Genomic DNA, 19,530 nt, shown 5'->3' with positions numbered 1-19,530 from the left:
GGTCGTACTTGTTGTTATTGCAGTGTGTTGTTTTCGCGAGCGGGGCACGCACAAGCGCCTGCCCGCTCGCGTTGGGCAGTCAATCGTTGAATGCGGGTATCAGGTCGTCAGCTCGAGTGACGCAGTGCCGCCCGTTGCCGGCAGGCTTCGCCGAACGCCTGGAAAATACTCAAGTAAGGAGGGTTATCCAGCACCTGCCATTCCGGGTGCCATTGCACGCCGAGGGCAAACGCTTTGCTGTGTTCGACCGAGATCGCCTCGATCAGGCCATCGGGTGCGACGGCTTCGGCGCGCAGGCCGGGCGCGAGTCGGTCGATGCCCTGGCTGTGAATCGAGTTCACCTGGAACACCGCAGGCAGGTCCAGCGCTTCGAACACACCACCGGGCTGCACATTCACCCCGTGAGCGGGAGCGTATTGCACGGCCAGGTCCGGATGGTCGGCCTCGCGATGGTCGAGCAAGCCAGGCAGTTCATGGACCTTCTGATGCAGGCTGCCACCGAACGCCACGTTCATTTCCTGGAAGCCACGGCAGATGCCGAGCACCGGCACGCCCGCTGCAATCGCGGCGCGGATCAGGGGAAGGGTGGTGGCATCCCGCGCCGGATCATGATCCGTGCCGGGGGCGCTGTCGGGGCCTTGATAGTGGAAGGGTTCCACGTTCGATGGCGAGCCGGTCAGCAACAGACCGTCGAGCTGCGGCAGCAGGTCATCGATTTCGGTCAGGTCGCCTAAGGAAGGAATAACGACAGGCAGCCCCAGCGCCGCAACGCTGACAGCACGCAAGTACTTGTCACCGCTGATGTGGTAGGGGTGCAGGCCAATCTGTTTGACGCACGCAGTAACGCCGATCAATGGCTTGAGTGCCATTTTTATCACCTCGAAGTTTCACACTTGAACGAGCTTTTCTGGAGCTTAGCCTTGTTGATTTTAATTAACAACTCTCATGTAAAAAATTCTAAACGCCGCGCGTCCGATCTTCAGGCTTTACGCGTGTTTGAGGGCGTATATGGCACTCTCGTCCGTCTGAGAGGCCCTAAAATAAACGTTGAAAGGCCAGGTGTTCGCTATTGACTTCACTTTGCCGTTCGGGTTGACTGGGCTCGTGAAAGGGTAGTGAACATAATAATTAACAGCTAAAAATAGGTGCATCATGTCGGTCCCTCTGCGTGCCGTTCAACTCAACGAAGCAAACGCATTCCTTAAGAAATATCCTGAGGTTTTGTACGTCGACCTTCTGATTGCGGATATGAACGGTGTGGTGCGCGGCAAGCGCATCGAGCGCACCAGTCTTCATAAGGTTTACGAAAAAGGCATCAACCTGCCGGCGTCACTGTTTGCGCTGGACATCAACGGTTCTACGGTGGAAAGCACCGGCCTGGGTCTGGACATCGGCGATTCAGACCGAATCTGTTTCCCGATCCCCGGCACTCTCAGTATCGAGCCTTGGCAGAAGCGCCCGACCGCGCAACTGCTGATGACCATGCACGAGCTCGAAGGCGAGCCATTCTTCGCCGACCCGCGTGAAGTGCTGGCTAATATCGTGCGCAAGTTCGACGACATGGGCCTGACCATCTGCGCCGCGTTCGAACTGGAGTTCTACCTGATCGACCAGGACAACGTGAACGGTCGTCCGCAATCGCCACGTTCGCCGGTGTCCGGCAAGCGTCCGATGTCGACCCAGGTGTACCTGATCGACGACCTCGACGAATACGTCGACTGCCTGCAAGACATCCTCGAAGGCGCAAAAGAGCAGGGCATCCCGGCTGACGCCATCGTCAAGGAAAGCGCCCCGGCGCAATTCGAAGTCAACCTGCATCACGTGGCTGACCCGATCAAGGCGTGCGACTACGCCGTCCTGCTCAAGCGTCTGGTGAAGAACATCGCCTACGACCACGAGATGGACACCACCTTCATGGCCAAGCCGTATCCTGGCCAGGCGGGCAACGGTCTGCACGTGCACATTTCGATTCTCGACAAAGAAGGCAACAACATCTTTGCCAGCGAGGATCCCGAGCAGAACGCCGCGCTGCGACACGCGATCGGCGGTGTGCTCGAGACCCTGCCGGCGCAGATGGCGTTCCTCTGCCCGAACGTCAACTCCTACCGTCGTTTCGGCGCGCAGTTCTACGTGCCGAACTCGCCGAGCTGGGGCATCGACAACCGCACCGTGGCGGTGCGTGTGCCGACCGGCTCGCCAGATTCGGTGCGCATCGAACACCGCGTGGCGGGCGCCGATGCCAACCCGTACCTGCTGATGGCTTCGGTATTGGCGGGCGTACATCACGGCCTGACCAACCAGATCGAACCGGGCGCCCCGGTGGAAGGCAACAGCTACGAGCAAAACGAGCAGAGCCTGCCGAACAACCTGCGCGACGCCCTGCGCGAGCTGGACGACAGCGAAGTCATGGCCAGGTACATCGACCCGCTGTACATCGACGTGTTCGTGGCGTGCAAGGAAAGCGAGCTGGCCGAGTTCGAGAACTCCATCTCGGACCTTGAGTACAACTGGTACTTGCACACGGTCTAAAGAACCACTCAAATCCCTGTAGGAGTGAGCCTGCTCGCGATAGCGTCATCACATTCAATAGTGATGTTGATTGATCCACCGCTATCGCGAGCAGGCTCACTCCTACAGGGGTCGGATTACCAAGTTTTGATGGATGGGCGTTCGCTCGTCCGTCATCCAATCCCCTGCGTCGAGTCACAACCATGACAAACACTCGCAGCGATTGGGAGCAGCGCTTCCAGTCCCTAACCATCGAAGGTCGCGCATTCATTGACGGCCAATACTGCGCAGCCGCCAGCGGTGCGACGTTCGAATGCATCAGCCCCGTGGACGGTCGTTTCCTGGCGAATGTCGCCAGCACCGACGAAGCCGACGCCAATGCAGCGGTCGCCGTGGCGCGCCGTACCTTCGAATCCGGCGTGTGGGCCAACCTGGCCCCGGCCGAGCGCAAGCGCATCCTGATCCGTTTCGCCGACCTGATCCTGGCCAACCAGGAAGAACTGGCCCTGCTCGAAACCCTCGACATGGGCAAGCCGATCAGCGACTCCATGAGCATCGATATTCCGGCGACCGCCAACGCGATCCGCTGGACCGCCGAAGCCATCGACAAGATCTACGACGAAGTCGCCGCCACCCCCCGGGATCAGCTTGGCCTGGTGACCCGCGAAGCCGTCGGTGTGGTCGCGGCCATCGTGCCGTGGAACTTCCCGCTGATCATGGCCAGCTGGAAATTCGCCCCGGCCCTGGCGATGGGCAACTCGTTCATCCTCAAACCTTCGGAAAAATCCCCGCTGACCGCGATACGCATCGCGCAGTTGGCACTGGATGCCGGCATCCCGAAAGGTGTGTTCAACGTCCTGCCGGGCTACGGCCACACCGTCGGCAAGGCGCTGGCATTGCACATGGACGTCGACGTGCTGGCCTTCACCGGTTCCACGGCGATTGCCAAGCAGCTGATGATCTACGCCGGGCAGAGCAACATGAAACGCGTTTGGGCTGAAGCCGGGGGCAAGAGCCCGAACGTAGTATTCGCCGACGCGCCGGACTTGCGCGCGGCAGCACAGGCAGCGGCCAGTGGCATCGCCTTCAATCAGGGCGAAGTCTGTACCGCCGGTTCTCGCTTGCTGGTGGAGCGTTCGATCCGCGAGCAGTTCATTGCGCTGTTGGTGGAAGCCCTGCAAGCCTGGAAACCAGGCCACGCCCTCGATCCTGCAACCACCGTCGGTGCGGTCGTCGACCAGCGTCAACTGGACAACGTACTGCGCTATATCGGCATCGGCAAAGAGCAGGGCGCCCAACTGATCGCCGGCGGCAGCCGCACCCTCGAAGACACCGGTGGCCAGTACGTGGAACCGACGATTTTCGACGGCGTGACCAACGCCATGACCATCGCTCGGGAAGAAATCTTCGGCCCGGTGCTGTCGGTCATCACCTTCGACACCGCTGAAGAAGCTTTGGCGATTGCCAACGACAGCATCTTCGGCCTGGCCGCCGGCGTATGGACCAGCAACCTGAGCAAGGCCCACACCTTCGCCCGTGGCCTGCGTGCCGGCAGCGTCTGGGTCAACCAGTACGACGGCGGCGACATGACCGCGCCGTTCGGCGGGTTCAAGCAGTCGGGTAATGGTCGGGACAAATCGCTGCACGCGTTCGACAAGTACACCGAACTCAAGGCGACCTGGATCAAGCTCTGATAACAATAAAGCGACGGTCGCCGGCTCTGTCGGCGGCCATCGGAGAAACGTATGAAACAGAACTCTTCAACACAACAGCATGTAAACAGCTACTACGCCGCCACCCGCAACTTCACCGGCGATTTCCCGGTGCTGGAAGGCGCGGTGGACTGCGACGTCTGCGTGATCGGCGCCGGCTACACCGGCCTGTCCTCGGCCCTGTTCCTCGCCGAAGCGGGCTACAGCGTGACCGTGCTCGAAGCGGCCAAAGTCGGCTTCGGCGCCAGCGGTCGCAACGGCGGCCAACTGGTCAACTCCTACAGCCGCGACGTCGATGTCATCGAAGAGCGCTACGGCGACAAGACTGCCGAAGTCCTCGGCAGCATGATCTTCGAAGGCGCCGACATCATCCGTCAGCGCATACAGCACTACGACATCCAGTGCGACTACCGTCCCGGCGGTATCTTCGCGGCGATGAACAAGAAGCAACTCAAGGGTCTGGCCGAACAGAAGAAGAGCTGGGAACGCTACGGCAACAAGAACCTGAAAATGCTCGACGCGGCCGACATCAAGCGCGAAGTCGGTTCCGATGCCTACGTCGGCGGCCTGCTGGACATGCAGGGCGGCCACATTCACCCGCTGAACCTGGCACTCGGCGAGGCTTCGGCCATCATTGGCCTGGGCGGCAAGATCTACGAGCAATCGGCGGCGGTGGACATCACCTACGGCGAGCCCATCACCGTGCGCACCGCCAAAGGTGTGGTCAAGGCCAAGTACCTGTTGATCGCCGGTAACGCCTACCTGCCGCAGGGCCTGGACAACCGCGTGACCAGCAAGAGCATGCCGTGCGGTTCGCAGATCGTCGTCACCGAGCCGTTGTCGGAGCAGCAGGCCCGCAGCCTGATCAAGAACAACTACTGCGTCGAAGACTGCAACTACCTGCTCGACTACTACCGCCTGACCGCCGACAACCGCCTGCTGTACGGCGGTGGCGTGGTCTACGGTGCACGCGAGCCGGACGACATCGAACAACTGATCCGCCCGAAGATCCTCAAGACCTTCCCGCAATTGAAGGACGTGAAGATCGACTACCGCTGGACCGGCAACTTCCTGCTGACCATGTCGCGCATGCCGCAATTCGGCCGTATCGAGAAGAACGCCTACTACATGCAGGGCTACAGTGGCCACGGCGTCACTTGCTCGCACCTGGCCGGCAAGCTGATCTCGGAAATGATCCGTGGCGACGCCGAGCGCTTCGACGCGTTTGCATCCTTGCCGCACATGCCGATGATCGGCGGGCGCACCTTCTCGGCGCCATTGACCGCCCTCGGCGCCGTGTACTACTCGTTGCGTGACCGTTTCGGCATCTAAGCTTTACCTCGCCGGCGGCATCTCCCCAAAGGGTGCCGCCGGCTTTTTACATCAGCAACACCGCTGTCTCCTGTGGGAGCCAGCCTGCTGGCGATGAGGTCATATCAGTCAATATGGATGCTGCCTGACACACCGCCATCGCGAGCAGGCTCGCTCCCACAGGTTCTTTTCCGGCACCGTTTATCGAACCTGCTGAGCATTACGAACAAACGTGATTTAATAGCCGCCTTTCACGTTTCCGGGACCGGAAAACGGCGTGATCCGCGCCTGCACTCCACCCATCCATTATCCCTGTAGGAGCGAGCTTGCTCCGGGCGGCGATCCGACGAAAGCGTTGATTCAGTCGACATCAATGTTGAAGGGCGGATCGCAATCGCGAGCAAGCTCGCTCCTACGGGTTGGCACATAAGGCTGTCATGGACACGGGCTCACGACTCAAATTAGTACGCGAAAGCTACAAAATGTCCCAGCGCGAGCTGGCCCGGCGTAGCGGCGTCACCAATGCAACCATCTCCCTGATCGAACAGAATCGGGTCAGTCCTTCCGTCAGCTCCCTGAAGAAATTGCTGGAGGGCATCCCCATGTCCCTGGCCGACTTCTTCACCTTCGATCAGCCACCGCGCGAACACCAGTACGTCTTCCGTGCCAACGAACAGCCCGACCTCGGCCGCCACGGCCTGCGCCTGCTGCTGATCGGTGCATCCGTGCCAAGCCGGCAGATGCGCTTGCTGCGCGAGCAATACGCACCGGGCGCCAGCTCCGGCGAAGAGCCGATCGTGCATTCCGAAGGCGAGGAGTGTGGGTTGGTGACACGGGGTACCGTGGAATTGACCGTGGATGGCCAGGTGAGTGTACTCAACGCCGGGGATGGCTATTATTTCCCGACGACCTTGCCGCACCGGTTTCGCAATATCGGGGCGGATGAGGCGGAAATCATCAGCGCCAACACGCCGGCGAACTTCTGATAAGCGCTTTGCAGGCAGGGTTCATCAGGAACCCGTCGTCAAAACCCGCAGCTGATGCGGGTTTTTTTATCATTCGAATCGGTCATTCCTGCTGCTCAAGACAAAACACTGCACCCTTTGCGGGTTATCTCTATCTGTTGGTAGTCGGCGCGGTTTTCTTTCTGCAGGGTGGCCAACAGAGCCAAAGTGGCTTGTGGATCATTGAGCGGTAATGTCTTGAGTACCTCGACATCGACATCCCACCACTTGCTGTTGATCAGCGCTTCGATCAACTCGGGTGTGTGCCGATACTTGACGACTTTTGCCGGGGTGCCGGCAACAATGGCGTACGGTGGCACGTCATGGGCAACCAGGGCGCGGGTTGCGATGACAGCGCCGGTGCCAATGGTCACGCCTTCCAGGATCATCGCGCTATGGCCGATCCAGACGTCATGCCCAATCGTGATGTCCGCAACCTCCGGGTCGTAAACCAGCGCCGTATCGGTATATTGAAAGGGATGTGAACTGAGCCAGTCCAGCGGATGTGAGCTCTTTTGCTGGCCGATAAAACAGCTGCTGCTGATGGAGCAAAACCTGCCAATGGAGGAGACCGCCGAAAGGAAGCAGTCACTGCGGATATAGGTATGCGCACCGATTTCCAGCTTTTTCGACTCTATGACCATATGCCCAAGCGTCACGCCTTCTTCTATGGTCAGTGCCGTTCTTTTGTGCAGTGACAATACACCGCCTGCCACTTTGCATTTGTGTTTGCGAATCCATCTTTTCCAGTAACTGTTTCGCAAATAACTGATTATTTTTTTCATGAAGAACTGTCTTGGATATCCGTTACAGGGCTTGGCCTGGCCCCATGAGCCAACAGCCGAGTCTAAATGAATCGGCGGGGGAGATGAATTTTTTAGACGTTTTTCAAAAAAGCGCTTTTGTGCGTCTCAGTCGCTGATCAGTCCAGGGCCTGCACCGAATGCAGGGCGTGGGCAATGAGCTTCGGTCTCGCCAGAGATTTACTGGTGGCTGATGTAGCCATTTAAACCCAGCGGATCTACGTAATTGACTGCGTAGGCGATGCCTCTGTATTCGTCGATTGAAACCGCAAAAAGTATGAAGGAAATGTCTGTTGCTTTGTTGATGTAATTTTAGTTTTGATATAGAGAAATGATATAAAAAACTGTTATTTATGACAGGTGTTGATGGGCTGATATTTGATTATTCTCAGTGAGCTCGTAAAGCTTCGGTGTTTTAATTAATTATAGGTGTCGATCATGAAAACAGTAATAACAGAAAATATTATTTCCGATGGGTTCCCTATGGAAAGTGACTGGCAGGCAAAATTTAAAATTGTACTGACGGATAGTGAATTTCAAAATATTGTCAGTGAGGTTCAGTTCGGTGGCAGATTTACTGCAGAGGGGCAGCGTTATTTTTATGGGTATGACCGCGAAATGCAACCTAACGATTGGGTGCTTCGAGTAAACTTTTCGCATTTTGACTTCGAATTAAATGTTGACTACAAGGTCGGCTCAGGAGGGTTTTCCGCTCTGTTGATTCAAGGTGGAAACGATATGGTAAGTGGAGGGTTCATAGTAGGTGGTACAGTACGGTTTATTGAAATGAACCCTGTTGAAGGGAAAATACATGGTCAATTTACTAACGTATGGACTGAAGGTGGGCGACCTGATGGATCAGACATGGATCCTGCATATGCAAGAGTTATTAGTTTTGCAAGTAATGGCAAAAGGGTTTAAAAACTGAATACTTGTAAACAATATTAGTGACGGTGTTGATGTCGTTTTCGGCGTAGTCGGGGAGGCTGGTGCAGGCCATACGGCCCCTGTGGCGAGGGAGCTTGTCGGATCGCCGCACCGTCCCGCTCGGCGGCTCTGCCGCCGCAAAGCGGGACGGTGCGGTGTGTCTGAGGAAATGAGTTGCAAGGGATGAGGGCCGCTTCGTGGCCAAGCGGGAGCAAGCTCCCTCGCCACAAAGGAACAAGTCCTACACATTTTTCAGACGTCAAGATTGAACGTTCGTCGGATGGCGGGTTGCTATCACCGCAATTGCCTGCCGATATCAACACGGCTGCTACGCTTGGTCGTTGCAGTGTCCGAGCCTTATTCCCGCTCACGCTGCAAGGGTTATCACGGAGCGCGACATCCATTCCTGTCGGCAACCTGCACGGAGGCAGGCGATGGTGATCAAAAGCATGGCCGATCCAGCTGCGGCGGGGGTTCCCGAGCCGCCCGATCGGGAAGAAATCGAGCGAGTGCTGGCGCTGTTGCTGGTCAGCCCGTTGTTTGCCAAGTCCAGGCGCATGGGCAGTCTGTTGCGCTTTCTGGTCGAGCACGACCTTCAGGCTTGCAAAACGCCGCTGACCGAACACGCCATTGGCATCGCGGTGTTTCGTCGTGACCCGGCCGTTTATTGCACGGGCGACGATCCGGTGGTGCGAGTGCAGGTGGGGCGCTTGCGACGCAAACTCGCAGCGCATTACGCCGGCAACGGCCAGCAAGACCCGGTGCGTTTGTGCATTCCACCCGGGTGCTATCGCTTGTCCTATCAGCGGCTGCGGCCCAAGGGCGTCGGCACTCGCCATCCTGTGGTCCAGATCCAGCCGTTTACCTGCCTCACCCGCGATGGCGATGACTTTACCCGGGGCTTGTGCGAGGAGTTGAGCTGCCGGCTGTTCGAGTCGTTCGAGCAGGCGCAGACCGGGACCAATCATGTGTTGATGCGGGTGGCACGCAACGTCGAGCCGGTACTGAACTTCAAGCGTGGTGGGCGTTACAGCTATTGCCTGGAGGGCAGCGTGCGGGTCGAGCCTTCGCGGGTGCGAGCGTCATTGCGCCTGGTGGATGTGGCGCAGGGGCGGATTCGCTGGTCGGCGCAGTTCGATCGTGATCGACCCTATGGCATCGCCACCCAGGAGGACCTCGCGCAGTCGATCTGTCGCTCGCTGACGGGCTACTTCGCCACGGCGGGCAAAGAGGAGTGAAGGGGCAACCGCAAGGTTGCCCCGGCATGACGGTTACACGGTTTTCCACTGACCGCCTTCGTAAAGGCGAGCTGCGGTGTTATCGAACGTCAGGTCGATTTCGATCGCCTTGGAGCGTGAGGTACTGAACATGGTGCTGGTCTGTACGTTCTGTTCGAACCACACGAGGATGGTTTCCACCGGCGTCAGTACGGTATTGCCGGTGACGACCTGGTTTACGGCCACGTAGATTGGCGTACTGACCTGATTGCCATCGATGCCGGTGGACAACTGGTTGACCCCCGGATGAATCGGCGCGTAGTTGTTCACGAAAGTCAGGGACATGTCCGGGCCACCGGTAACCGCCGAACTCAACAGACCGTGCTCATCGAGTGTCGATGTTTGCCCCAGGCCAATGTTGACGATGTTGGTCGAGACTTTGACTTGCACGTTTTCCTTGAACACGTTGGAGGCGAACAGTTGATACTGCGGCGTCCAGCTGAACTCGTTGTTACTCAGGTAAGCGTCATAGGACTGCCAGACCACGTTGTAGTCGGCGTTACCCACCTTCTTGGCAAAGCACAGCTTGTAGCCGGACTTCTTCAGCAGCGACAGGTCGCCGGCGGCGATTTCGATGGTGACGGTTTTTTGCGAAGCCGCCAGGGCCGACCTCAGTACCCGGCCGTAATCCGACGCCTTGAGTTGCGTTGCACCCATGATCGACTTGACGGCTTCTTGCACATCATTGTGAAGCTGCTGGCTCTGTTGGCTGACAGCGATTGATTTGCTCATGGTTTCCCTCTTCCTTGGTGGTGTGTTGGGCAAACAATGGGCTGCCGGCGCTTGGCGCTGCAGTCCATTGACGGCTTCACTCTAGGGGCGAGGGGCAGGGCGGCTAAGTGTCTTGGTGTTACAAGCGGGTATCGGGGTTGTATCAGGGGCTGAGTCAGCGGGGCAGATTTCGGCAAACACCTGCGAGGCTTCGAACGGATCAGCGTAGACGGTTTGACGGTGGGTGACTCGATGGAACCATCTTCGTCTATAACGTCTAAATTTCAGGGAATATTCCCCACCACGAAGGAATGAATCATGTTCAGGACTCGATCATTGATTGCGGCGGTTACTTGTTTGACGCTGGTCTGTGGCTCGGTGACGGCGCTGGCTGATCCCGGTAATGGCCAGGGTAGCGGGAAGGTCACCCATGGCAACCAAGGCAACAAGGGTCAGGGAAGCCAGGGCCAGGGCAACCAGGGCGGCCATGGCAACAAGAGCAAGAGTTCCGGCGGCGGTGGGGACTGGAGCAACGGCCCGAGCATCAACCGTGGCAGCGTGCTCGAGATCATTGGCGTGAACACAGGCTACTGGAGCCCAGGACCCGATTTGCCACCGGGTATTCAAAAGAACCTTGCCCGGGGCAAACCGCTTCCACCCGGCATCGCCAAAAAACTCGATGGCCGACTGGTCGGCAGGCTGCCCCACTATGACGGCTACGAATGGCAGCAGGTCGGCACGGACCTGATCCTGGTTGCGCTGGCCACCGGGCTTGTCTATGAAATTCTTGACGGTGCGTTTGATTGACAGGGCAATGGCGGCCTTCGTGGCCTCAGTGCCGCTCTGGCCGAGGGCTACAGCGAGTTGAGGGATTTGCAGCCGTTTGTCGTGGTTCTTGAACTGTTGGGGAGATATCGCGTCATACATCACGCGATATCAACCTCCTATGGAAGCAATCATGCTTTTTAAAAACAAGAGTCTCGTTGCTGTAATGTCATGCGCCATGATGCTTGCAGCCGCCCCGTTACTCCCTGATGGCCTGTCGATCATGGGGTCGGCATACGCGAAGGACGGCGGCGGCGGTGGTGGCGGCGGAAACGGCGGCGGTGGCGGCGGTGGAAACGGCGGAGGCAATGGTGGCGGAAACGGTGGAGGCCACGGCGGCGGTATGGGCGGCGGACACGCCGGCACCGGCCACTCTGGCAGTAACGGCCGCGCTAACGGGCTGGACAGCGACCATGCCGGCAAATCCGTGCGCGACCGTGGCCTGAGCGGGAACCACTACGGTAATGAACGCAACGATGACAACGGTCATGGCGCCACGACCTCAGGCCTCGCCCACTCCGATACCCGTGGTGTTGCCAAGGCCACGGCTATTTCGGCCTCGACGCCGGGTGAGCACAACACCAAAGGCTTGAGTAAGGCCGGTCTGTCGACTTCGAAAAAAACCCACTGAGTTCGCAGCCGTAGAGATCAGTTTCAGAGAAGCAAAAAACTCGCTGAGAGGCGTAATGCTGTTCACTTAAGCGGAGCAGCCTTACGGTCTACTGGAATTCGGGTCTTTGAAATGTTCACCGTCCTTGGCCTTGACGGCCTTGGGCGGTGATCCAGAAACAACCCACCAACACGTTTACTCAACTCCGCCAACTGTCTGCCTGTCACCGATGCGGGCCAAAAGATGATCAGTCATCCGTTTTTGGACGCAATTGTTCAAACGTCTGGCAACCTCATGAGCGGGCTCACTACGTGCTGGTCGCCCAGCATTGATCGACTGCCGAAAAGCTTTTCCTGCCCCCACTCAACTTCAAGACAAATGCCCTCATTTACTTAAAACAACAACTGGCGGGGCGCTCTGTGCCTATGACAATGTCGCGACGACATAGGGTTGGGTCCGAGAACACAACTCAAGCGTGGGTAGGGTGTAATACAGTTCAACCCTGGAGTCCAAATAAACAATCCCTGTAAACTTCATAACGTTCCAGGTTATTCCATTCAGGACGTTAGTCTCGTCCAAAGTAAAAGACCTGAAAAAATCTCCTGTATTTTCAATATATAAATTAGCGATAAGTTCATCCCCCGGCTTCAGGTAGTCAGAGCCCGGGATGACAACGGTACAGCCGTTACTCATAAACCCTTGATCAACCTTCATTGCGAAGGCCTGCTTGATATATGCATAAGGCAACAAGGGTTCACACCGGTACACAATACTCTTGTTGTTGGTCGCCACGATCGATCTCCTTTCAATGTTAGACGGCATCAGTTGCAGGTCAGTTCGTACCCGTACAACACGATGCTAATGACGGACGCGCCGTGTATCTACTGTCAGAAATTACAGGTAGGCGTGATTACCGATGAGCGGTCTGCGCAGGTCGGATCACCCATCATTGCGACAGGCATTTGATCGGCGACCACCGCGTATTTCGTTCCCGACCAGCACATCCCCAATAACCTGCCTCCCAGGTTGACCGCACAACAGGCATTACACGGACAGAAAACGAGCCACCTGGACACATCGCGCAGTGATTTGCGTGTGCAGGCGATTTGTCATGTTCAGCGCCATTTCAATCTAGATATTAGTCAGCCCAACGCGATTTCAATGAGGCTGCACTGTGTTCCAACGACTTGTGTGTTCGCTGTCTGTTTTGAGCCTGTCCATCGCTGCCGCCCAGGCGGCCGAGACTGTCCCCCTCAACACCCCACGCCTGAAGAGCATCGATAACTTGCGCGATGTCGCCGGTCTCACCACCGCGTACTCCACGGCCAATGACGGCACGATGCGTGGCGGGGTGTTTTACCGCTCCAACGCGCTGACGCCGTCGGCGGCGGATCTGGCGACCCTCAACGGCCTGGGCATCAAGGCGGTCTACGACCTGCGCACGCCCAGCGAGATCGCCGCCACGCCCGACACGATGCCCACGGGTGCGACGTACACCAACATCGACATCATCGGCGGCTCCACGTCGGGCGCGAACATCACCAACATCGCGTTCCACAGTGCCGCCGAAGCCACCGCCATGATGCAGGACACCAACCGTGATTTCGTCCGCAACCCAGGGATGCGCAGCGAGTTCAACCAGCTGTTCAATGAGCTGGCCACGGTCGATGGCGCTGCGTTGTTCCACTGCACCGCCGGCAAGGACCGCACGGGCTGGACCGCCGCTGTGCTGCAAAGCATCGCCGGGGTCGACGATGCCACCATCATGAGCAACTACCTGGCGACCAACGACTACACCGCCGCGCGCATCAAGGCGACTCTGGCGGCGTTGCCACCGAGCCTGGCGACCATCTATGGGCCGCTGATCGGTGTTGAGGCCAGTTACCTGCAAGCCGGCCTGGACGAGGTGACCGCGCAATACGGCACCATGGATAACTACCTCAAGGAAGGCCTGGGCCTGTCCCAGGAAACCATCTACGTGCTGCGCGGCAAGATGGTGTTCTACAACAGCCTGCCGGGCGCGGCGGACCTGGCCGGCAACGCCGCGGCGGGCGCGCAGTTGTTGCAGCAACTGCAGAGCAGCAACCTGTCGGGCACCTACAGCGCCTACAACTACTACCTGCAGTCGGCCATCGATGCCCGCAGCCTCGGGGGCGTGGAGTCCACCGTCGGCGGTCAGGTGCATGCCGACGCCGCCAGCTACCTGCTGCGCCAGGGTGCGATGATCGAAAAGGCTAGCGCGCCGTTCACCAGCGGCATCGACCTCAAGACCGGGCAATATCGCCTGTGGAGCACCGCGCTGGCGGGGTATCTGGGCACCGACGGTTCGTCCCAGGCTTCCAGCAGCAACGAGCATGGCCAGGGCATGATGATCGGCCTGACCCAGCGCTTTTCCGAGCAGCTCAGCGCCCATGCCGGTTTCGGCTACAGCAGCGGCAATGTCGGTGGCGCAGGTGGCGAGGCCGATACCGACCTGACCTTCTTCAGCGTCGGCGCACGCTTCGCCCCGAACGGCCTGGAGCGCGGCCTGTTTGTGGATGCCGATGCCAGCGCCGGCTACCTCGATTACGAGAGCAAGCGCGAACTCGGCAGCGGTCTGGGCACGGCCAAGGGTGACAGCCATGGCAACCTCACCGGCGCGACCCTGGCGCTCGGTTACCGTGTGCCGGTGAACGGCGTGACCCTCGAGCCGAGCCTCGGCGTGCGGATCAGCCACATCAACCTGTCGGGCTTCCAGGAAAAAGGCAGCGAACTGGCGCTGGACGTCGACGGCATCCACCAGACCCGCAAGAGCGCGGTGGCCAACCTCAACGCATCCTTTGCACCTGTCAGCCTCGGTTCCTGGCAAGTGGTGCCAGGCGTGCAAGTGGGCTACGAGCATGTGTTGGGCGACCCTGAAGTCGACAGCGAAGGGCAACTGCTGGGCCTGGACATCGAACAGCAAGCCGCCTTCGACAACCGTGACCAGTTCAGCGGTGGCGTCAACGTCATGGCCAACCTTGGCCCGTGGAGCGTAGGGGCAGAAATCGGCGCCAGCGGTGGCGGCGACAGCCACGGCTTCAATGGCGGGCTGAAGGCCAGTTATCTGTTCTGACGGAGCACCATTCACTGGAGATCCTTGTGGGAGCGAGCCTGCTCGCGATGGCGGAGTGTCAGTCAACATGGATGTTGGATGTGATGACTTATTCGCGAGCAGGCTCGCTGCCACATTGGCTCATTGCTATACCTGAACCCCCGAGGGTTCAGGTATAGCTGAACTCATTGGCCGCGTTCGCAGGCCCTTTCTCACATCTGCGGGGCTGATGCCGTAGGCACTCTGGAAATACTGGCAAAACCGCCCGACATTGCTGAAGCCGTGTTGCAGGGCCACGTCTGTCACCGAAGGCGACACCCCCTGGGACAGCGCGGCAAAGGCGCGCTCCAGGCGTACCTGCCGTTGATAGGCGACGATCGAAGTGCCCATGAAACGCTGAAAACCTTCCTGCAATGCGCGCAGGCTGACGTTGGTCAACTGCGCCAGTTCCGTGCCGCTGGCCAGGTGGTCGGGATGCGCCTGAATGTACTCGACGGCCAGCTTCACATGCCGTGGCGCTATCAGTGGGGAAGGGCGCCGCAGGGCTTCGGTGAAGTTGTGCGGCCAGGCTTCCAGCACCGCATCGACCAGCATTTCGCGAAGGCGCGAAGGCATCAGCGAACCCGTGTTGATCAGCAGGTCGAACTCAGTGCCCGTGGCCAGTTCAATCAACGCACGGATGCCCTGCAAGGCCGCCACATTCAGATCCACCACCGGCTCGAAATGCACCTTTTGCAGGATAGGTTTGCCCAACAGAGCCGACAGGCGCTCGGTGATCAGGCGGCGGCTGATCGAAATCCCGTGTTGTGCGTGGTTGTCGACAAAGCGCGTCGAGCGGACTTCGGCCTTGTCGATCGCCAGGCCTATTTGTGCGAAGCCGACCGACTCGGTGACGTGGTTGAAGATGATCTTGCCGGCGGTGGGAATGACGAAGGTGATTTCATCAAGGGGGGCGGGAAACGCCACCGTGAAGTCACCGCGATAGTGCATGCGACGAAAACTGACACCTTCGTGCCGGCCATAGACCCCGCCAATGATGATGTTTTTCGGCGGCGGTGGAGAGTCTGAATAGAGGTTGCCGAACAGGTTCGAGAACAACGCGCCAAAGTCGTCGCAGCTCATGTCGTTGGACCTGATGATGATTTGCTTGCGCGTCGTGCTTGCGTACACCTGAAGTGGCACCTTGAGCGGATGGGCAAAGCCCTGGTACAGGAAACTGGGCGATCGGAGATCGAGCGGAAGCGGTTCGGGAAAGCGTTTGGACGTTATCAGTGAGTAATGACAGGTTTGTTACTGGTTGTTGCCGCGGGCCCCGTTTCCGTTCACCCGACGCCACCGCTCGCACCGGACAACCGGTGGCGCGAGCGGTACTGGCCTGCAAGGGGCGCGGCTATTTCACCGGCTCTGTTGCCTTGATATCCCCGCAAAAGATATCGACGTTGCCATCGGTCGCAGCCGTTCGCACGACCACCGAATACTTGCCGTCAACCAGGGTTTGCAACGGCACAGGCGCGGTTCTGGTAAAAGTCCAGCCGCGTACGGGTTGGGCTTCGGTGTTGACGGTGTCGTTCATCGCGTAGGCGACTGACCCGGGTTGCTCGCAGGTGCCGTTATTGATGAACGAGTAAAGGCGCAGGGGCAGGGTAACCCCCATTGGAGCACCGCTGATGAAGAAACTGAGCCCGGTTTTCTTGTCCCAGTCGGTCAAGGTGACGGTGCCGATCTGACCGGCGTTTTGCTGGGTGGCGGCCAGGTTGACGTTTACGCCGTGGGTCGATGAAGTGGTGCAGCCGAAAAGGCTTGCCGCAACCATGAGTGCTGCCAGTGAGGTTTTGAGCTTCATTGCCAAACTCCTGAGTTGAAGAACTGCAATGGGGAGAATTAGCGGGTATAGCTCATTTATCGCTTTCATGACGTCGTCCATATAAGGCTTTTCATTTTTTAGTGGTGATGGTGGGGCATCTATCTCCTTCGCCAGCCATGTGGCGGCGTAGCCGCGCAAACCCGCTACATTTGTAACTGGTCGAGTCTGCATGGATTGCCTGCCGGCACACGCGCTTCGATGCCAATGAAGGTTTGCAAGGGGGGCGCGTGCAGTTAAAGGATTGTGCGGTCAGTTGAGCCCACTCATCATCTGCGTGGAAGATTTGCCACTGGAGTGACTGATGAACCAACAAGGCGGCCATCCGCAAGAGCGGATTACAGGCACTCCACAGCGGGGAACCTTGCGCAGCCTGTTGATCCCGGAGTGGCTCGACAACTACCGGCCAGACTGGCTGCGCAGCGATGTGGTCGCCGGGCTGACGGCAGCGGCGGTGGTCATTCCCAAGGCGCTGGCGTACGCCACCATTGCCGGCCTGCCGGTGCAAGTCGGGTTGTACACGGCGCTGGTGCCGATGGTGATCTATGCCGTGCTCGGCACGTCGCGCCCGCTTAGTGTCAGCACCACAACCACCCTGGCCATTCTCGCCGGCTCCGCGTTGGGCCAGATCAGCCCTGATGGCGATGCGGCGACCTTGCTCGCCGGCTCCGCCACGCTGGCCCTGATGGTGGGCGCGATCCTGATCGTTGCAGGGTTGCTGCGCCTGGGCTTCGTCGCCAATTTCATTTCCGAACCGGTGCTGGTGGGTTTCAAGGCCGGCATCGGCGTGGTCATCGTGCTCGACCAGTTGCCCAAGCTATTGGGCACGCACATCGACAAAGGCGGCTTCCTGCACAACCTGGTGGCCACGGTCCAGAGCGTCGGCCATGCTTCGTTGCCGACCGTGGCGGTCGGTGTGTTCATGGTCCTGCTGCTGGTGGGCATGAAGCGTTTTACGCCAAGGCTGCCCGCACCCTTGATTGCGGTGGCGCTTGGCATCATCGGCATGAGCCTGTTTGGCCTGGAGCGCTTTGGTGTGTCCGCCGTCGGTGTGGTGCCGATCGGATTGCCTGCGCCGACCCTGCCGGTCTGGTCGATGGTCGAGACCCTGTGGTCCTCGGCGATGGGTATCGCGTTGATGAGTTTCACCGAAACCATCGCGGCGGGGCGCGCTTTCGCCCGCAGTGACGAGCCCGCGCCACAACCGAACCGGGAGCTGCTGGCCACGGGCGTCGCCAACATCGGTGGCGCGTTTCTCGGGGCCATGGTAGCCGGTGGCGGGACCACCCAGACAGCGGTGAACCGCCTGGCCGGCGCCCGTTCGCAACTGGCCGCACTGGTCACCGCTGCACTGGCACTGGGCACGTGCCTGCTGCTGGCACCGCTCATTGGCCTGATGCCCAATGCCACGCTCGCCGCCGTGGTGATCGTGTATTCGGTGGGCCTGATCGAGCCGGCGGAGTTTCGCGAGATCCTGTCGGTTCGTCGTACCGAATTTGCCTGGGCCGTGGTGGCCATGATCGGCGTGATACTGCTGGGCACGCTGCAAGGGATCGTCGTGGCGATCATCGTCTCGTTGCTGGCCCTGGCCTATCAGGTCTCGGACCCGCCCGTGCATGTCCTGGGACGCAAGCCCGGCACCAACGTCTATCGCCCGCAGGCCACCGAACACGCAGACGACGAACACTTTGACGGGCTGCTGTTGCTCAGGCCTGAAGGGCGGGTGTTCTTCGCCAATGCCGAGCGCATCGCCGACAAGATCCGGCCGCTGATTGACGAGGCGAACCCAAAGGTTGTGGTCCTGGACCTGCGCAGTGTGTTCGACCTGGAATACACCGCGTTGAAAATGCTCACCGGGGCGGAACAGCAACTGCAGGAAAAAGGCATTTCATTGTGGCTGGTGGGCATGAGCCCGAGCGTATGGGAGATGGTCATCAAGGCCCCCCTGGGCCATGCGCTGGGCGAGGCGCGCATGTTCCTGAACCTGGAACTGGCGGTTGAACATTATCAGCGCAGTCGACGCTGAATGAACGCGGCCGGGGGCACTCCGGACGCTATGTGACGCATTGAAGGAGTTAACGGGCATGGCGAAGAAGAAGGCGGCAAGCAAAAGCAAACCGGTTGAAAGCGGCAAGCTCAAGAACAAGGTGTATCTCGAGGAACTGGCGCGGCTGCATGTCGAGATGGTCAAGCTGCAGGAGTGGGTGCAGCACACGGGCGCGAAGGTTTGCATTATCTTCGAGGGCCGTGATGGCGCTGGCAAGGGCGGGACCATCAAGGCGCTGACCGAGCGGGTCAGTCCGCGGCTGTTCCGGGTGGTGGCGTTGCCGGCACCGACCGAGCGGGAAAAAAGCCAGATGTATGTGCAACGCTATCTGCCGCACCTGCCGGCGGCTGGCGAAGTGGTGATCTTCGATCGCAGCTGGTACAACCGCGCCGGTGTGGAGCGGGTCATGGGCTTTTGCAGCGAAGAACAGGTGCGCAATTTTCTCACCTCGGTGCCGCGCGTCGAGCAGGCACTGGTCGAATCGGGAATCATCCTGATCAAGTACTGGCTTGAAGTAAGCCAGGAGGAACAGACCCGACGCCTCAAGGAGCGCATCACTGACGGGCGCAAGATCTGGAAGCTGTCGCCCATGGACCTCAAGTCCTATAACCGCTGGTACGACTACTCCCGTGCCCGGGACGACATGTTCGAGGCCACCGACACCGATTTTGCACCGTGGCGGGTCGCCAACTCGAATGACAAGCGCCGGGCGCGGCTGAACATCATCAGCGATGTGTTGGGCAGTATTCCTTATGAGGAAGTACCGCGGGCAAAAGTGAAACTGCCCAAGCGCCAAAGTCCCGGCAACTATCGGGATCCGAACTATCCGTTCAAGTTCATCGCGGAAAAATTCTAGACCGA

General features: G+C 59.1%; 17 protein-coding genes and 1 pseudogene. 11 read left to right on the top strand and 7 right to left on the bottom strand.

Translation table 11 applies throughout. The features are described 5' to 3' along the window. Nucleotides 1–107: 107 nt before the first annotated feature. Complete coding sequence (locus tag AC3ITA_RS16690) at nt 108–869, bottom strand: gamma-glutamyl-gamma-aminobutyrate hydrolase family protein (protein WP_095946158.1); 762 nt, start codon at nt 867–869, stop codon at nt 108–110. Nucleotides 870–1,152: 283 nt separating this feature from the next. Between AC3ITA_RS16690 and AC3ITA_RS16685 the strand changes: the two genes are divergently transcribed. The 4 genes from AC3ITA_RS16685 (at nt 1,153) to AC3ITA_RS16670 (ending at nt 6,517) form a co-directional block, all read left to right on the top strand. Further along, nucleotides 1,153–2,529 (top strand): glutamine synthetase family protein, encoded by a 1,377-nt coding sequence (locus AC3ITA_RS16685; RefSeq protein ID WP_414874496.1) that lies wholly within the window; start codon nt 1,153–1,155, stop codon nt 2,527–2,529. 182 nt (nt 2,530–2,711) lie between these two features. After that, nucleotides 2,712–4,202 (top strand): aldehyde dehydrogenase, encoded by a 1,491-nt coding sequence (locus AC3ITA_RS16680; protein ID WP_095946156.1) that lies wholly within the window; start codon nt 2,712–2,714, stop codon nt 4,200–4,202. Between the two features lie 51 nt (nt 4,203–4,253). Further along, on the top strand, nt 4,254–5,552 hold the full coding sequence (locus tag AC3ITA_RS16675; protein ID WP_095946155.1) for an NAD(P)/FAD-dependent oxidoreductase: 1,299 nt from the start codon (nt 4,254–4,256) through the stop codon (nt 5,550–5,552). A gap of 416 nt (nt 5,553–5,968) precedes the next feature. Then, the gene (locus tag AC3ITA_RS16670) at nt 5,969–6,517 is read left to right on the top strand and encodes a cupin domain-containing protein (RefSeq protein ID WP_046042404.1); all 549 of its coding nucleotides are present in this window, start codon (nt 5,969–5,971) and stop codon (nt 6,515–6,517) included. Between the two features lie 95 nt (nt 6,518–6,612). Here the strand turns inward: AC3ITA_RS16670 and AC3ITA_RS16665 are convergent, their stop codons facing one another. Then, the gene (locus tag AC3ITA_RS16665; protein ID WP_489277922.1) at nt 6,613–7,320 is read right to left on the bottom strand and encodes a CatB-related O-acetyltransferase; all 708 of its coding nucleotides are present in this window, start codon (nt 7,318–7,320) and stop codon (nt 6,613–6,615) included. A 456-nt stretch (nt 7,321–7,776) separates the two neighbouring features. On the opposite strand from AC3ITA_RS16665, the gene AC3ITA_RS16660 reads away from it, so the two are divergent. Together AC3ITA_RS16660 and AC3ITA_RS16655 are read left to right on the top strand one after the other, a co-directional pair. After that, nucleotides 7,777–8,259: a hypothetical protein gene (locus AC3ITA_RS16660; protein WP_414928897.1), complete on the top strand. Its 483-nt coding sequence runs from the start codon at nt 7,777–7,779 to the stop codon at nt 8,257–8,259. A gap of 440 nt (nt 8,260–8,699) precedes the next feature. Continuing rightward, nucleotides 8,700–9,503: a hypothetical protein gene (locus AC3ITA_RS16655; protein ID WP_150673288.1), complete on the top strand. Its 804-nt coding sequence runs from the start codon at nt 8,700–8,702 to the stop codon at nt 9,501–9,503. Between the two features lie 33 nt (nt 9,504–9,536). On the opposite strand, the gene AC3ITA_RS16650 is transcribed toward AC3ITA_RS16655, so the two are convergent. Further along, a complete protein-coding gene (locus tag AC3ITA_RS16650) occupies nt 9,537–10,274 on the bottom strand; it encodes a hypothetical protein (RefSeq protein WP_095946149.1) in 738 nt (245 codons plus the stop codon). 297 nt (nt 10,275–10,571) lie between these two features. On the opposite strand from AC3ITA_RS16650, the gene AC3ITA_RS16645 reads away from it, so the two are divergent. After that, nucleotides 10,572–11,060: an anti-virulence regulator CigR family protein gene (locus AC3ITA_RS16645; RefSeq protein WP_489277919.1), complete on the top strand. Its 489-nt coding sequence runs from the start codon at nt 10,572–10,574 to the stop codon at nt 11,058–11,060. A gap of 151 nt (nt 11,061–11,211) precedes the next feature. Beyond that, nucleotides 11,212–11,709, top strand: a complete 498-nt coding sequence (locus AC3ITA_RS16640) for a hypothetical protein (protein WP_489277917.1) — start codon at nt 11,212–11,214, stop codon at nt 11,707–11,709. 62 nt (nt 11,710–11,771) lie between these two features. Here the strand turns inward: AC3ITA_RS16640 and AC3ITA_RS16635 are convergent. Together AC3ITA_RS16635 and AC3ITA_RS16630 are read right to left on the bottom strand one after the other, a co-directional pair. Continuing rightward, nucleotides 11,772–11,918 (bottom strand): annotated as a pseudogene (locus tag AC3ITA_RS16635) (IS4 family transposase); the annotation flags it as partial. Nucleotides 11,919–12,111: 193 nt separating this feature from the next. Beyond that, nucleotides 12,112–12,480, bottom strand: coding sequence for a hypothetical protein (locus AC3ITA_RS16630; protein ID WP_489277915.1), 369 nt, complete (start codon nt 12,478–12,480; stop codon nt 12,112–12,114). 382 nt (nt 12,481–12,862) lie between these two features. On the opposite strand from AC3ITA_RS16630, the gene AC3ITA_RS16625 reads away from it, so the two are divergent. Then, entirely contained in the window at nt 12,863–14,782 is a 1,920-nt protein-coding gene (locus tag AC3ITA_RS16625; RefSeq protein WP_489277913.1) for a tyrosine-protein phosphatase, read from the top strand. A 126-nt stretch (nt 14,783–14,908) separates the two neighbouring features. Here AC3ITA_RS16625 and AC3ITA_RS16620 read toward each other — a convergent pair whose 3' ends face one another. Together AC3ITA_RS16620 and AC3ITA_RS16615 are read right to left on the bottom strand one after the other, a co-directional pair. Further along, nucleotides 14,909–15,883 (bottom strand): helix-turn-helix transcriptional regulator, encoded by a 975-nt coding sequence (locus tag AC3ITA_RS16620; RefSeq protein ID WP_224790024.1) that lies wholly within the window; start codon nt 15,881–15,883, stop codon nt 14,909–14,911. Nucleotides 15,884–16,151: 268 nt separating this feature from the next. Next, the gene (locus AC3ITA_RS16615) at nt 16,152–16,604 is read right to left on the bottom strand and encodes a hypothetical protein (RefSeq protein WP_489277911.1); all 453 of its coding nucleotides are present in this window, start codon (nt 16,602–16,604) and stop codon (nt 16,152–16,154) included. Between the two features lie 322 nt (nt 16,605–16,926). Between AC3ITA_RS16615 and AC3ITA_RS16610 the strand changes: the two genes are divergently transcribed. Both AC3ITA_RS16610 and ppk2 read left to right on the top strand, forming a co-directional pair. Next, the gene (locus AC3ITA_RS16610; RefSeq protein WP_150673284.1) at nt 16,927–18,648 is read left to right on the top strand and encodes a SulP family inorganic anion transporter; all 1,722 of its coding nucleotides are present in this window, start codon (nt 16,927–16,929) and stop codon (nt 18,646–18,648) included. Between the two features lie 58 nt (nt 18,649–18,706). Then, on the top strand, nt 18,707–19,525 hold the full coding sequence (gene ppk2, locus AC3ITA_RS16605) for a polyphosphate kinase 2 (protein WP_095945719.1): 819 nt from the start codon (nt 18,707–18,709) through the stop codon (nt 19,523–19,525). Nucleotides 19,526–19,530 lie beyond the last annotated feature (5 nt).

This window comes from Pseudomonas sp. GL_090 (assembly GCF_057837765.1).
The sequence above is the reverse complement of the archived record's forward strand: the minus strand, read 5'-3'. Positions and strand labels throughout refer to the sequence as shown.

Bases quoted from the DNA above. Each gene is read 5' to 3' on its own strand.
- AC3ITA_RS16690 (WP_095946158.1), bottom strand. From the start codon at position 869: ATGGCACTCAAGCCATTGATCGGCGTTACTGCGTGCGTCAAACAGATT.
- AC3ITA_RS16685 (WP_414874496.1), top strand. From the start codon at position 1,153: ATGTCGGTCCCTCTGCGTGCCGTTCAACTCAACGAAGCAAACGCATTC.
- AC3ITA_RS16680 (WP_095946156.1), top strand. From the start codon at position 2,712: ATGACAAACACTCGCAGCGATTGGGAGCAGCGCTTCCAGTCCCTAACC.
- AC3ITA_RS16675 (WP_095946155.1), top strand. From the start codon at position 4,254: ATGAAACAGAACTCTTCAACACAACAGCATGTAAACAGCTACTACGCC.
- AC3ITA_RS16670 (WP_046042404.1), top strand. From the start codon at position 5,969: ATGGACACGGGCTCACGACTCAAATTAGTACGCGAAAGCTACAAAATG.
- AC3ITA_RS16665 (WP_489277922.1), bottom strand. From the start codon at position 7,320: ATGAAAAAAATAATCAGTTATTTGCGAAACAGTTACTGGAAAAGATGG.
- AC3ITA_RS16660 (WP_414928897.1), top strand. From the start codon at position 7,777: ATGAAAACAGTAATAACAGAAAATATTATTTCCGATGGGTTCCCTATG.
- AC3ITA_RS16655 (WP_150673288.1), top strand. From the start codon at position 8,700: ATGGTGATCAAAAGCATGGCCGATCCAGCTGCGGCGGGGGTTCCCGAG.
- AC3ITA_RS16650 (WP_095946149.1), bottom strand. From the start codon at position 10,274: ATGAGCAAATCAATCGCTGTCAGCCAACAGAGCCAGCAGCTTCACAAT.
- AC3ITA_RS16645 (WP_489277919.1), top strand. From the start codon at position 10,572: ATGTTCAGGACTCGATCATTGATTGCGGCGGTTACTTGTTTGACGCTG.
- AC3ITA_RS16640 (WP_489277917.1), top strand. From the start codon at position 11,212: ATGCTTTTTAAAAACAAGAGTCTCGTTGCTGTAATGTCATGCGCCATG.
- AC3ITA_RS16620 (WP_224790024.1), bottom strand. From the start codon at position 15,883: ATGAGCTGCGACGACTTTGGCGCGTTGTTCTCGAACCTGTTCGGCAAC.
- AC3ITA_RS16615 (WP_489277911.1), bottom strand. From the start codon at position 16,604: ATGAAGCTCAAAACCTCACTGGCAGCACTCATGGTTGCGGCAAGCCTT.
- AC3ITA_RS16610 (WP_150673284.1), top strand. From the start codon at position 16,927: ATGAACCAACAAGGCGGCCATCCGCAAGAGCGGATTACAGGCACTCCA.
- ppk2 (WP_095945719.1), top strand. From the start codon at position 18,707: ATGGCGAAGAAGAAGGCGGCAAGCAAAAGCAAACCGGTTGAAAGCGGC.